General features: G+C 69.5%; 10 protein-coding genes. 9 read left to right on the forward strand and 1 reads right to left on the reverse strand.

Going from position 1 to position 13,764, the window contains the following annotated elements; translation table 11 throughout:
- The first annotated feature begins 109 nt into the window (after positions 1-109).
- The 9 genes from G406_RS51530 to G406_RS0133375 all read left to right on the forward strand — a co-directional run bounded on the left by G406_RS51530 (position 110) and on the right by G406_RS0133375 (position 13,278).
- The gene (locus G406_RS51530; protein WP_051343011.1) at positions 110-1,117 is read left to right on the forward strand and encodes a cytochrome P450; all 1,008 of its coding nucleotides are present in this window, start codon (positions 110-112) and stop codon (positions 1,115-1,117) included.
- Positions 1,118-1,160: 43 nt separating this feature from the next.
- A complete protein-coding gene (locus tag G406_RS0133340; RefSeq protein ID WP_028937160.1) occupies positions 1,161-2,456 on the forward strand; it encodes an LLM class flavin-dependent oxidoreductase in 1,296 nt (431 codons plus the stop codon).
- A gap of 279 nt (positions 2,457-2,735) precedes the next feature.
- Positions 2,736-3,944 carry an FAD-dependent oxidoreductase gene (locus G406_RS51535; RefSeq protein ID WP_064743112.1) on the forward strand — a complete coding sequence of 403 codons (1,209 nt, stop codon included), beginning with the start codon at positions 2,736-2,738 and terminating at the stop codon, positions 3,942-3,944.
- Entirely contained in the window at positions 3,941-6,736 is a 2,796-nt protein-coding gene (locus G406_RS0133350; protein ID WP_028937161.1) for an FAD-dependent oxidoreductase, read from the forward strand. The genes G406_RS51535 and G406_RS0133350 overlap by 4 nt, the downstream gene beginning before the upstream one ends.
- Entirely contained in the window at positions 6,726-7,589 is an 864-nt protein-coding gene (locus G406_RS51540; protein ID WP_051343012.1) for a sarcosine oxidase subunit gamma, read from the forward strand. The genes G406_RS0133350 and G406_RS51540 overlap by 11 nt, the downstream gene beginning before the upstream one ends.
- Before the next feature lie 209 nt (positions 7,590-7,798).
- Positions 7,799-8,602, forward strand: coding sequence for an IclR family transcriptional regulator (locus tag G406_RS0133360; RefSeq protein ID WP_028937162.1), 804 nt, complete (start codon positions 7,799-7,801; stop codon positions 8,600-8,602).
- Between the two features lie 66 nt (positions 8,603-8,668).
- Complete coding sequence (locus tag G406_RS0133365; RefSeq protein WP_028937163.1) at positions 8,669-10,138, forward strand: aldehyde dehydrogenase family protein; 1,470 nt, start codon at positions 8,669-8,671, stop codon at positions 10,136-10,138.
- Positions 10,139-10,156: 18 nt separating this feature from the next.
- Entirely contained in the window at positions 10,157-11,734 is a 1,578-nt protein-coding gene (locus tag G406_RS0133370) for an APC family permease (protein WP_051343013.1), read from the forward strand.
- Complete coding sequence (locus G406_RS0133375) at positions 11,731-13,278, forward strand: GMC family oxidoreductase (protein ID WP_028937165.1); 1,548 nt, start codon at positions 11,731-11,733, stop codon at positions 13,276-13,278. Before G406_RS0133370 ends, G406_RS0133375 begins: the two co-directional genes overlap by 4 nt.
- A gap of 76 nt (positions 13,279-13,354) precedes the next feature.
- On the opposite strand, the gene G406_RS0133380 is transcribed toward G406_RS0133375, so the two are convergent.
- Positions 13,355-13,732 carry a MerR family transcriptional regulator gene (locus G406_RS0133380; RefSeq protein ID WP_037079573.1) on the reverse strand — a complete coding sequence of 126 codons (378 nt, stop codon included), beginning with the start codon at positions 13,730-13,732 and terminating at the stop codon, positions 13,355-13,357.
- Positions 13,733-13,764: the final 32 nt, after the last annotated feature.

Below are 13,764 nucleotides of genomic sequence, written 5' to 3' on the forward strand. Positions count from 1 at the left end.
CGGTTTTTGGGCGGTCACCGGTTACGCGGAGGCCCAACACGTTCTGCAGAATCCGGAATTGTTCTCGTCTTCCTCGGTAATGATCCCGCCGCATTCCCAGGGCGGCCCGATGGTCCCGTTGGAGATCGACCCGCCGGAACATGCGGGCTACCGGACGTTGCTCGGGAAGGCATTCGCGCCGACCCTGGCGCCGGACCGGCACCGGCAGTCGATCCGGGACGCGGTCAACGCGATGATCGACGACGCGGTCGAACAGGGCGACTTCGACGCGTGCCAGGTGTTCGCCGGCCCGCTCCCGTCCTTCATCGCCACGGCCGTCATGGGCCTGCCCGCCGAGGACGCCGGACTGTTGCAGGGCTGGATCCACAAGATCATCCACGAGGCGGCGATCCGGCCCGAGGCGGCCGTCGAGGCGGCTACCGAGCACCACGAGTACTTCTCCGCGCAGTTCGCCCGCCGTCGGGAGGCGACCGCGGCGGGCTCCGAAGGCGACGACGTGCTGACGATCCTGCTGAACTCCGAGGTGGACGGCGCGCGGCTGGGGGAGGAGGAGCTGCTCGGGTTCTGTCTGCTCCTGCTGCTGGCCAGTATCGACACCACCCAGAAGACGATCGGCTCGATCTTCTACCACCTCGCCGTCGAGCCGGGAATCCGTGAGCAGCTCGGCCGCAACCCGGCTGGGATTCCGCGCGCGGTCGAGGAGTTCCTGCGGATGTGGGCGCCGGTGCAGACCTCGCGCATCGCGACGGCGGAGGCGGAGGTCGCCGGTCATCGGCTGCAACCGGGTGAGCCGGTGCTCGTCTCGCTGCTCGCGGCCAACCGCGACCCGGGCGAGTTCACCTCGGCCGGTGAGTTCCACGCGAACCGCAGCCCGAACCGGCACCTGGCGTTCGGCGCGCACATCCACCGCTGTCCCGGTTCGCACATCGCAAGGCTGGAGTTGCGGATTCTCCTCGAAGAAGTGATGCGGAGAATTCCGGATTTCGAGCTCCGGGACGAATCGGCGGTCGAATGGACGCCCGGTCAGACGCAGGGCGTCACGCGGGTACCACTGCGCCTCCGGCCGAGCACGGTCCCGCCGGACGAGGCGGCTCATTCGTCGTCCGCATCCCGATGATCTAGCGGGCCATCATTCCAGCTTCTTCTGTCGAGGAGTCGTCGTGAGGATCTCACTTTTTCTCGAACTCCCGTTGCCCCGCCCGTGGACCGATACCTCCGAACAGCAGTTGTTCCGGGAGTCCTTGGACCTGGTCGAACTCGCGGACAAGGCGGGAATCCATGCCGTATGGATAACCGAGCATCATTTCCTCGAGGAGTACTGTCATTCGGCGGCGCCCGAGGTTTTTCTCGGCGCGGCCAGCCAGCGCACCGAACGGATCAGGCTCGGGCACGGAATCATGCACCTCCTGCCGCTGATCAACCACCCGGCGCGCGTCGCCGAGCGGGTGTCGACGCTGGACCTCGTGTCGAACGGGCGCGTCGAGTTCGGCACCGGTGAGTCGTCCACGGTCGGTGAGCTCGAAGGGTTCCAGGTCGACGCGGGCGACAAGCGGATCATGTGGGAGGAGGCGGTACGCGTCGCCACCCGATGCATGACCGAGACACCGTTCACCGGGCACTCGGGCAAGTACGTCACGATGCCGCCGCGCAACGTGATCCCCAAGCCGGTGCAGCGGCCGCATCCCCCGGTGTGGGTGGCCTGCACCAGGCACGACACCGTGCGCATGGCCGCTGCCCGGGGGATCGGCGCGCTGAGCTTCTCCTTCGTCAGTCCGGAGGACATGGCCGGACGCGTGTCGGAGTACTACAGCATCCTGGAGAACGACTGCGTCCCGTTCCTCGACACGGTCAATGCGAACACCCTCGCCATCGGCGGCGAGATGCCGCTGATGTGTGCCGACACCGAGGAGAAGGCCGTGTCCTCGCTCGGCATCGGCGGTGGCTTCTTCAGCTTCGGGATCATGTACTACTACAAGTTCGGCCAGCACTATCCGGGTCGGACGGACCTGTGGTCGACCTACGCCGAAGCGGTACGCAAGGACCCGTCGGTCGGCTACGGCCCGAACCGGGGCCCCGTCGGAACGCCGCAACAGGTGCGGGACTGGTGCCGCCGCTACGAGGAGTCCGGCGTCGACGAGGTGATGTTCCTGATCAACCCGGGCAGCCACGACGCGACCATGGAATCACTGGAGCTCTTCGGCAAGGAGGTTCTGCCCGAGTTCCTCGAACGCGATGAGAAGGCGGCCGAGGCGAAGGCCCGGCGCATGGAGCCGATCATCGAGAAGCTCATGGCCCGCCGCGACCACGACACACCACCCTTCGACCCCGAGTACCACTTCGGCGGCGTGCCGACCGGTCTGAGCGGTGCGCGCGCCGACGAGGCGCTCATCGCGATCCAGGAGATGACCGAGGCGCACGAAAGGGAGGCCCGCCGCCTGAGCGGTCGCACCGACTGAGTCCACACCGCGCACCCGGCGTCCACACCGCGCTCTGTGCACCTGGCGCGGTGTGAACCTGAGGTGCGCGTCGTCGTCATGTTGATCACTCGGCGGCGCATCGCGGCGGGGCAGCCTGTCACACTTTCGGGCAGCGTTACGATCTGGTCACGCAGTGCGAACAGGGGTGCCGTCGGGGATGAACGGTGCTCGCCGGAGGCGCGGGGGCGACGTCGGAGGCCGCGCTCGTACCCTGAACCTCGCTGATATAGCGATATGAGTGTTACGTGAGGACCCCGCATGACATCGCCCGATTCCCCGGATGGGCTGTGGCGCGACTCCGAGCCGAGCCGTGCCTACGACGTCGTCCTGGTCGGTGCCGGGCCGCACACCCTTGCCACCGCCTATCACCTCGCGGTGCACCACGAGGTGGGTACCGTGGCGGTGCTCGACGACGGCTGGTCGTCGAGCGGCGACGCAGAGGTGATCGCGGCGACCGAGCCGACCGGCCACCATGCGGCGATCCAGCGGGACGCGCTGGGCCGGTGGGCCCGGCTCGGCGCCGAGCTGGACGACGGGTCCGTGTTCGACCGGTGCGGCATGCTCAGCCTCGCCCACACCGCGCGTCAGGTGAACGACGGCATGCACCGCGTCTACGCCCATCGGCTCGGCGGCATCCGAGGGGACTGGCTGGACCCCGCCCGGGCGCGGGAGGTCTGCCCGCCTCTGGACGTCTCACCGGATGTTCGGTACCCGGTGCTGGGCGGTGCGTGGCAGCCCGGTGCGGGTATCGCCGAGCCGGACACGGTGACCACGGCCTACGCCCGTCGAGCCGCGCGGGCCGGTGTGGAGCTGATCCGCGGCTGCTCCGTGATCGACCTGCTGCGGGACGGCGACCGTGTCACCGGGGTGCGGACCGACGCGGGTGACATCGTTGCCGGCCGGATCGGGTTCGCCGACGCGGGACCGTGCGGGCCGCTGCTCGAAGAGGTCGGAGTGCGGGTTCCGGTGCGCAGCCACGCGGTGCGCGCGCTGGTCTCGGAGCAGCTCGCGCCTGTGCTGCCGATCGCTGTGGTGTCCGACCACGCTCGGATCCGGATCCGCCAGACGCGGCGAGGCGAGCTGGTGATGGACGCGGACTCCCGATACGGATATCGCGGCCGCGGTTCGGTCCACGTCATCGAGGAGCAGCTCGCGGCCGCGGTCGAGTTGTTCCCCGCTCTCGGCCCGGTGCACCTGGTCGACCGGCCATCGGGGATCGTGGACACCACACCCGATGGCCTGCCGATCCTCGGCGCCACCGCAGTGGAGAACCTCTTCCTCAACCGCGGCTGGGGCACCGCCGCGTTCGCCGCCACCCCGACCGCGGGCCGGCTCTTCGCCCACGTACTGGCGAACGGCACACCACACCCGTTGGCTGGACCGTTCGGCATGGAACGTTTCGCGGACGAGGCGTCTCCCCGCCGCACCGGCTCACCCCGCGGCGAGCAGCGACCGGTGACCGTATGAGGCTGTCCTCCGGCGGCCGGATCGATCGAGCGGCGCCGCTGACCGCCACCGTCGACGACGCCGTGATCAGCGGCTTCGTCGGCGACACCGTGGCGTCCGCGATGATTGCCTGCGACCGGTTGCGGGTCGCCCCCGGCCGGTCCGGCAGGCCGCGTGGAATCGTGGCCTCCGGCATCGACGAACCGCACGCCTGGCTGCGGGTGAGCGATCCGCGCTCGGGTGTGCCCGGGCCACTGGTGCCGGCGACGACGGTCGAGCTGTACGACGGCCTGCACGCCCGGACCACCTCGACGCCCGTGCTGCCGGAGCCCGACGCGACCTCGGTCTTCGACAAGTACTACCGGCATACCGATGTGCTGGTCGTCGGCGCGGGCCCGGCCGGGCTGGCCGCCGCGCTCGCCGCGTCCGAGGGCGGCGCGCGGGTGATCCTGGTCGACGACCGTCCCGAAGCGGGCGGCGGGCTGCCGTCCGGGACCGACACCGAGATACTGGCCTGGGTCGAGCAGGTGTGCGCCGAGCTCGCGGCGCGGTCCGAGGTGACGGTGCTGAACCGGGCGACGGCGCTGAGCGTCGACCGCAACTACCTGCTCGTGGCGCAGCGGCGCACCGAACATCTCGGTGCCCGGGCGCCCGAGCACGTCGCACGGCAGCGGCTCTGGCACATCAGGGCGAAACAGGTGGTCCTGGCGACCGGCGCCCACGAGCAGACGATCCTGTTCGCCGGCAACGACCGTCCCGGTGTGATGCTCGCCGGCTCGGTGCGCGACTACCTGAACCGCTACGCCGCGCTGCCCGGGCAGCGAGCGGTGCTGTTCACCACGAACGACAGCGCGTACGACACGGCGTTCGACCTCGTCGCCGCGGGCGCGCAGGTCGCCGCGATCGTCGACACGCGCCCCGAGCCGCCCGCCGACCTCCTCGCCCGTGCCGACCGGACCGGGATCGAGGTCCACGCCGGAGCGGCCGTCATCGGCACCTCGGGCAACGAACGGATCGAGTCGGTGCGGCTCACGGGCGACCGGCTCGTCGACTGCGATCTGCTGGCAGTGTCCGGCGGCTGGAATCCGGCCCTGCACCTACACAGCGGTGCGGATGGCCACCTGATGTGGGATGAGCGGCGTGCGGCGTTCCTGCCCAGCGGGGCGGTGCCCGGAATGCGGGTCGCTGGTGCGGCGAACGGCAACGTCACGCTCGCCGGTTGCCTGTCCGAAGGGGCCCGCGCGGGGGGCGCGGCGGCAACCGACGTCGGTTACCCGGCGAGTGCCCCCGTGCTGCCCTCGGTTCGGTCCCGGCTGGTCGCTCCGGACCGTGCGCCGAGGCCGGTTCCCGAATCCGAGCGTGCCGCCGCTCTCGTCGACCTGCGCCGTGAGGTCACGCTCGAGGACGTGTGGCAGGCCGTCGAGGCCGGCCCCAGCTCGGTCGAACAGACCATGCGCCGTGCCGGGCTCGGTACCGGCGCCGACCTGGGACGGTCGTGCATCGTGCCGGCCGCCCGGGCCCTCGCGGAGTCGTTCGGCCTGGACTCACCGGTCGACCTGACCGAGGCGGTGGCAGCTGCGGCCTGTGCCGCCGCGTCGTTCGGCCTGTTCGCCGGTCGAGGCAGAGGTGAACTGCACGACCCGGTACGGACGACCCCGCTCCACCCGTGGCACACCGCGAACGGCGCACGGTTCGAACACGTCGACCGGTGGGCGCGGGCCACCCACTATCCGATCGGTGACGAGGGCCCGCGGGAGGCGGTCCTGCGGGAATGCCGTGCGGCACGCACAGCGGTCGGGGTGCAGGACGTGTCGACGCTCGGCCGGATCGAGGTGACCGGCCGGGATGCCGGCGAGTTCCTCGACCGTGTGCAGACGAGCGACGTCGCCGGGCTGCCGGTCGGCTCGGCCCGCTACGCGATGATATGCCGCGCCGACGGTTCGGTCTTCGACCACGGGGTGGTGCTCCGCCTCGCCGAGGAGAGGTTCCAGCTGAGCACCACGACGAGCAACGCGTCGGCGGTCCTGGACTGGCTGGAGTACTGGGCGCAGGCCGAGTGGCCGGAACTGCAGGTCACCTTCACCCCGGTGACCGAGCAGTGGGCGGCGATCGCGCTGACCGGCCCGGCCTCACGCACGGTGCTGAGTGCACTGGCCCCGGACCTCGACTGCTCGGCCGAGGCGTTCGGGTCCCTCGCCGTGCGCGAGACGCCGCTGCGTGGCGGTATCCCGGCCCGGATCGTGCGAATCTCGTTCTCCGGTGAGCTCGCCTACGAGATCAGCGTTGCCGGGTGGGACGGGCTCGCGGTGTGGGAGGAACTCCTCGCCCTCGGCGCGCCGCACGGCATCACGCCGTACGGCACGGAGGCGATGCGGGTCCTGCGCGCCGAGAAGGGCTTCCCGATCATCGACCACGAGCTCGACGGCACGGTGACACCCGCCGACCTCGGCAGGACGTGGAAGACGACCCGGAACTTCATCGGCCGCGACGCACCCACCGGACCGGCCAAGGACCGCCTCCAGCTGGTCGGGCTCCTGCCGGCCAACCCCGAGACCCTGCTGCCGGTCGGCGCGAGACTCGTCGCGCTGGGTGTCCCGGTGGCCCCGGAACGCGGCCCGGTCCCCACTGTCGGGCACGTGACCTCCAGTTACCACAGCGCCGCGTTGGACCGCACGTTCGCGTTGGCGTTGGTCAAGGGCGGTCGGGCGCGCATCGGGCACACGGTGATCGCGCCACTGGGCACGCTCGTGGTCCCGGTGCAGATCGCCGAGCCGGTCTTCTACGACCCGGAGGGAACACGTCGTGACGGTTGAGTCCCGCGCCGCGAGACGTAGCCCGCTCGCCGGGTGGCGCACCGGCACACCCAACGATGTCGAGCTGGTCGAGCTGGCGTTCCGGTCGGCCGTCGCCCTGCGGGTCGACCCGGACAGCCCCGCGATCGCCGACCTCTCCACCTCGCTCGGGGTGGAGCTGCCAGTGGCGCCGAACGCGGTCGCCACTGTCGCGAACCGGGCGATACTGCGTCTGGCGCCCGAGGAGTGGCTGATCGTCGGGCCGGACGAGGACGTGACCGGCTTCGTCGAGACGCTGCGCGGCGCCCTCGGTGGCCGGAGGGGCGCGGTCGTCGACGTGTCGGCCGAGCGCACCACGATCGAGGTCAGCGGCCGTTTCGCCCGCGAGCTGCTGGAGAAGGGCTGCCCTCTCGACCTGCACCCGAGAGCGTTCACCACCGGTCGATGCGCACACACCCCGCTGGCCAAGGTGACGGTCCTGCTGTGGCAGGTCAGCGGCGACGACACTCCGGTGTACCGGCTGCTGGTCCATGCTTCGCTGGCCACCTACCTGGCCGCCTGGCTGACCGACGCGGGAGCTGAATTCTGGCCTGTTCCGCGCGCCATCGTTCCCGGAAGGCCCTTCGGGCCGACCGGGAACGATCCAGGCGGCTCGCCTGACGGCTCGCTGCCTGGGCCTTTTCCTCGCGGCCCCCCAAACCCTTCGGGCAGAGGGAACCACTCGGAAAAATGTCGCCTTCGGCGACGCGCGCGCTTGGTGCCCCGGCTTGGGAGCCGCCACTCATGCACTACCCGCCTTCGGCGGAACCCCTTCGGGCGCCTGTGCGGGGCCTCCTTATGCACCGTGCCTCGCCACATTCCCGGTGCGGGGTGAGGGGGCTGCAGACGCGATGCGCATCCCACGACGCACACCTGCGCAGGCAACGAGGAGCCGTGAGTGTTTTGGGTTGCCAGGGCAACCCAAAACACTCACGGCTTCTTATCCGGGCCAGTCCCACCGGTCGCGGCGGCCGCACCTGCGCGCGGTCAGCGGGCAACCCCCAGACCCTGCATCTCGATGCGCTATATGTTAAGAGTTGCGTCATGAACAACAAGCGAAGCCCTGGTGCCTCCGCCGACGGTTCAGGGACTCAGGTTCAGTCGGTCGACCGTGCGTTGACCATTCTCGAGTATCTCGCGGAGCACGGCTCCGCCGGCGTCACCGAGATCGCCCAGAGTTTGGACGTCCACAAGTCCACCGCGTTTCGGCTGGTCGTCGCCCTGGAGAACCGTCAGCTCGTCGAACAGGTCGAACAACGCGGCAAGTACCGGCTCGGGTTCGGTCTGATCAGGCTCGCCGGCGCCACCAGCGCGCAGCTGGACCTGACCAAGGAGGGCCGGCCGGTCTGCGTCCGGCTGGCCGGCGAGTTCGGCGAGACGGTCAACATCGCGATCCTGGACTCCGGTTCGGCGACCAACATCACCCAGGAACACGGCGACACGATGGTCACCACCCGCAACTGGGTGGGCAAGCGGACGCCGCTGCACGCCACCTCGAGCGGCAAGGTGCTGCTGGCCTGGGCCGATGCCGGTGACATCGCGGACGCGGTAGCGAAGGACGCGGAGCGGTTCACCGAACGCACGATCATCGGTGAGGCGCTGCGGACGGAGCTGAAGCAGGTCCGTGCCCAGGGGTGGGCGAGCTGCGCCGAGGAACTGGAGCTCGGCCTCAACTCGGTCGCGGCGCCGATCCGGGGGATGAACGGTGAGGTCGTTGCCGCGGTGAGCGTCTCCGGGCCGTCCTACCGCATGACCGCTGACGACTTTCCCGAGGTGGCGCGCCGGTTGTCCGTCGGAGCGGCGGAGATCAGCACACGCATGGGGCACTATCCGGGCGCTCTGTCCTGAGAACGGCAGTTGCGCCACGCACATCGAGTTGTGCAGAATGCAACACACTCTGGAGTGAGGGAGCTCATGCCCGATCTGTTCATCGATGGTGTCTGGACCGAGGGGAAAGGCTCCCTCGGCGATGACGTGATCAACCCGTTCGACCGGAGCGTGGTCCGCCGCGTCGATCTGGCCACGCCGGAGGACGTCGACGCGGCAGTGGCGGCGGCCAAGTCCGCGTTCGACCGGGGTGACTGGGCTCGCACACCGGCCTCGGAACGCGGCGCGCTGCTGCACCGGGTGGCCGAGCTGCTGGTGCGGGACAAGGAAGAGATCGCGCACACCGAGACCCAGGACACCGGCAAGACGCTGGTGGAGAGCCGCATCGACGTCGACGACGTCACCGCGGTGTTCCGCTACTACGCCGCGCTCGCCGACAAGGATCCGGGACGCATCGTCGACGCGGGCATCCCCACCGTGCTCAGCCGGGTCGTCTACGAGCCGGTCGGGGTCTGCGCGCTGATCACCCCGTGGAACTACCCGCTGCTGCAGCTGTCCTGGAAGGTCGCGCCGGCGCTCGCCGCCGGTAACAGCGTGGTGATCAAGCCCAGCGAGGTCACCCCGCTCACCTCGATCAAGCTGGTCGAGCTGCTGGAGGAGGCGGGCGCGCCGCGCGGCGTAGTCAACCTCGTGCTGGGCGACGGTCGCAACGTCGGTGCCCCGCTGGTGGAGCACCCGGACGTCGACATGGTTTCGTTCACCGGCGGCCTCACCACCGGGCAGTCGATCATCCGGGCCAGCGCCGACACGGTGAAGAAGCTGGCCGTCGAGCTGGGTGGCAAGAACCCGAACGTCGTCTTCGCGGACGCCGACTTCGAGACCGCCGTCGACTACGCGCTGACCGCCGTGTTCCTGCACGCGGGCCAGGTCTGCTCGGCGGGTGCGCGGCTCATCGTGCAGGACTCGATCCACGACGAGTTCGTCGCCGAGGTCGCACGGCGCACCGAGCGGATCAAACTGGGCAGCGGCATGGACGCCGACACCGAGTCCGGTCCGCTGGTTTCGGCGGCACAGCTGGCCAAGGTCGAAGGCTTCGTCGCGTCGGCGATCGAGGAGGGCGCCCGGCTCGTCGCCGGTGGGCACCGTCCGACGGAGCCCGAGCTGGCGGACGGCTTCTTCCACCGGCCCACGGTGTTCGCCGACTGCCGCCGCGACATGCGGGTCATCCGGGAGGAGACGTTCGGGCCGATCCTGACCGTCGAACGCTTCAGCGACGAGGCCGAGGCGATCGAGCTGGCCAACGACACCGACTACGGACTCGCGGGCGCGGTCTGGACCAGCGACATGGGACGTGCGCAACGGGTCGCGAACGCATTGCGGCACGGCACCGTCTGGATCAATGATTACCACCCCTACGTCCCGGCCGCGGAATGGGGCGGATTCAAGCGCTCCGGCAACGGCAGGGAACTGGGCCCGACCGGTCTCGCCGAGTACCGCGAGTCCAAGCACGTCTGGCACAACACGGCGCCGGAACCACTGAGGTGGTTCAAGGGCTGAGGATATGGAGGTGTACCCATGACGGCTACACAGGACGGTTCCGGGTTGGGCGGCGCGGGCCAGCACCAGGACGGGGCTGACCACGGGCTCGCCGAGTTCGGGTACAGCCAGTCGTTGGATCGCTCGATCGGCAAGTTCGCCAGCTTCGCGGCCGGCATCAGCTACATCTCCATCCTCACCGGCACCTTCCAGCTCTTCTACTTCGGTCTGCAGTTCGGCGGCCCGGCCTACTGGTGGTCGTGGCCGATGGTGTTCGTGGGTCAGCTCATGATCGCGCTGTGCTTCGCCGAGCTGGCCGGGCGCTACCCGGTCGCGGGCTCGGTCTACAACTGGGCCAAACGCCTCGCCGGGCCCGCGACCTCCTGGCTCGCGGGCTGGATGATGTTCACCGCATCGGTGGTGACCCTCGCGGCGGTCGTACTCGCGTACCAGGTGACGTTGCCGAAGATCTGGTCCGGGTTCCAGCTGGTCGGCGACGGCAACGGGGCCAGCTTCGGGATCAGCGCGGTCATCTGGGGAGCGATCCTGATCGTGTTCACCACGCTGGTGAACGCGTTCGGGGTGAAGCTGATGACCCGGATCAACAGCGCGGGTGTGTTCATCGAGCTGATCGCCGCGGTGCTGCTCGTGGTGCTGCTCGGCATCAACATCGTCCGGCCGCCGACGGTTCTGTTCGACACCCAGGGACTGGGCGCCACCCACCCCGGCGGCTACCTGGGCGCGTTCCTGATCGCGGCACTCGCCTCGGCGTACGTGATGTACGGCTTCGACACCGCCAGCTCGCTCGGCGAGGAGACCGTCGACCCGAGGCGCACCGCGCCGTCGGCGATCCTGCGCGCGGTCATCGCCTCCTTCGTCATCGGCGGGCTCATCCTGATGTTCGGGATCCTGGCCGCGCCGGACCTCGGCGACCCTCGGCTCGCCACGGCGGCGGGCGGGCTCCAGCTGATCGTCCTGCAGGCGCTGGGCGGCGGTGTGGGCACCGTCTTCCTGGTGGCGATCATCGTGGCGGTCACCGTGTGCGCGCTCGCGGTGCACACGGCCGGCATCCGGCTGATGTTCGCCATGGCGCGGGACAACGCACTGCCAGCGGGATCGGTCCTGGCCAGGATCGACCCGAAGCGCAAGACCCCGGTGGTGCCGGCGATCGTCATCGGGGTGGCCGCCGTGCTGATCCTGGTGGTCAACATCGACACCCCGGAGATCTTCACCGCCGTCACCAGTGTCGCGGTGATCATGATCTACCTTGCGTACCTGCTCGTGACGGCTCCGTTGCTGCTCAAACGCCTGCGTGGCGAATGGCCGGAGAAGACCGCCACGCCCAGCGGCTACTTCTCGCTGGGGAGGTGGGGGCTGCCGGTCAACATCCTCGCGGTGCTGTGGGGAGCAGGCATGGCGCTCAACCTCGCCTGGCCGAGGGCGTCGGTGTACGGCGAGGGCGCGGTGCGCTGGATCGCGTTCATCTTCATCGGAGCCCTCGTGCTCATCGGCCTCGGCTGGTTCTTCGGCAAGGGCCGCCATCAACTCGGGTGTCTGCCCGAACACATGGCCAAGCAGCTCGACATCGATCCGACGACAGCAGGGGAGCAGGCGTGACCGACCAGTTCGACTATGTGATCGTGGGTGGCGGATCGTCCGGTTGTGCGTTGGCGGCCCGGCTGTCGGAGAACGCGGACGTCACCGTCTGCCTTCTCGAAGCCGGCCCGTCCGACGTCGACGACCCGAACATCCTGCGGTTGACCGACTGGATGGCACTGCTCGACTCCGGATACGACTGGGACTACCTGGTCGAGCCGCAGACCAACGGCAACAGCTTCCTGCGCCACGCCAGGGCGAAGGTGCTCGGCGGCTGCTCGTCGCACAATTCCTGCATCGCGTTCTGGACACCGAAGGAAGACCTCGACGAGTGGGCCGCCTCCGGGTGCACCGGGTGGAGCGCCGAGGACTGCTGGCCGCTGATCAAGCGGTTGGAGACCAACGACGGAGACTGGGACGGGCACGGCCGGTCCGGCCCGGTGAATCTCATGCAGGTGCCGCCGGACGACCCGTGCGGCGTCGCGGTGCTGGAGGCCGCCGCCGGTGTCGGTTTGCCCACGGTGCGGTTCAACGAGGGCACGACCGTCACCGAAGGGGCCGGGTTCTTCCAGATCAACCAGTTCCCGGACGGCACGCGCGCCTCGTCGTCGCGCAGCTACCTGCACCCGATCATGGGCAGCAGGCCCAACCTGGAGATCCGCACCGGGGCCTGGAGCTCACGCGTCCTGTTCGAGGGCACCCGGGCGACCGGCGTGGAGTACCAGCAGGACATCGGCCCCGGCAGGCGGACCGTCACCGCCCGCCGCGAGGTCGTGCTGTGCACCGGCGCGATCGACACACCCAAGCTGCTGATGCTGTCCGGCATCGGCCCGGCCGAGCACCTGCGCGAGTTCGGTCTCGACGTGCTGGTCGACGCACCGGGTGTCGGAGCCAACCTCGATGACCACGTCGAGGGGCTGGTCATGTGGGAGGCCGCGAAACCGATGGTCACCACGTCGACGCAGTGGTGGGAGATCGGCCTGTTCAGCCGAACCGAGCCGGGCCTGGACCGCCCGGACCTGATGATGCACTACGGCTCGGTGCCGTTCGACCTGAACACCGTGCGATGGGGCTACCCGACCACCGACAACGGGTTCTGCCTGACACCGAACGTCACCCGGGGACGTTCCCGGGGCACGGTGCGGCTGCGGTCGCGTGACTTCAGGGACCGGGCACGGGTCGACCCGCGCTACTTCACCGACCCCGAGGGCCACGACATGCGGGTCATGACCGCCGGTATCCGGCTCGCGCGCACGATCGCCGAGCAGCCGGCTCTGGCCGACTGGGTGGCGCGCGAGCTGGCGCCGGGTCCGGACGCGGTGACCGACGACGACCTCGCCGACTACATCACGAAGACCCACAACACGGTGTACCACCCGGCGAGCACCGCGAAGATGGGTCCGGACTCGGACCCGATGGCGGTGCTGGACCCCGAACTACGCGTGCGCGGTGTGACGGGCCTGCGTGTGGCCGATGCGTCGGTTCTGCCGTTCCTCCCGGCGATCAACCCCAACATCACCTGCATGATGGTCGGCGAGAAATGCGCCGACCTCCTGTCCACGTAACCCACCCGCGAGTCGGGGGTTTCAGCACACCGAGTCGGGGGTTTCAGCACACGGCATTTGGGCCGAAACTCCCGACTCAGTGTGCCAGGGCTCCCGACTCGCCGGCTCGTAGTGCGGTGACCAGGGTGGCCAGCTGGTCGCGGTGGTGTTGCAGCTCCGCGAGGCGCTGGTCGAAGACGGCCAGCCGCGCCTCGTACATACGCAGCGCCAGACCGGGGTCCTCGCACACCGAGACGTCGTCCTGCTCCAGGCACGGCACCAGCTGCTTGACCCCTTCGATCGTCAACCCGACCTTGAGCAGGTCGGCGATACTGCGTACCCGGCGCACGGCGGCCTCGTCGTAGGTGCGCCAGCCGTTGCTCGTCCGCTCGGACGACAGCAGCTCGTGCTGTTCGTAGTACCGCAACGACCGTCTGCTCACGCCGGTCCGTGTGGCCAGCTCGCCGATCCGCACTGACGCTCCTAGTTTGACCCTGACACTGATGT

This window comes from Actinospineispora spinosispora DSM 44797 (genome assembly GCF_000429025.1).
GTDB classification, from domain to species: Bacteria; Actinomycetota; Actinomycetes; order Mycobacteriales; family Pseudonocardiaceae; genus Pseudonocardia; species Pseudonocardia spinosispora.

Bases quoted from the DNA above. Each gene is read 5' to 3' on its own strand.
- G406_RS51530 (WP_051343011.1), top strand. From the start codon at position 110: ATGGTCCCGTTGGAGATCGACCCGCCGGAACATGCGGGCTACCGGACG.
- G406_RS51535 (WP_064743112.1), top strand. From the start codon at position 2,736: ATGACATCGCCCGATTCCCCGGATGGGCTGTGGCGCGACTCCGAGCCG.
- G406_RS0133350 (WP_028937161.1), top strand. From the start codon at position 3,941: ATGAGGCTGTCCTCCGGCGGCCGGATCGATCGAGCGGCGCCGCTGACC.
- G406_RS0133360 (WP_028937162.1), top strand. From the start codon at position 7,799: ATGAACAACAAGCGAAGCCCTGGTGCCTCCGCCGACGGTTCAGGGACT.
- G406_RS0133365 (WP_028937163.1), top strand. From the start codon at position 8,669: ATGCCCGATCTGTTCATCGATGGTGTCTGGACCGAGGGGAAAGGCTCC.
- G406_RS0133370 (WP_051343013.1), top strand. From the start codon at position 10,157: ATGACGGCTACACAGGACGGTTCCGGGTTGGGCGGCGCGGGCCAGCAC.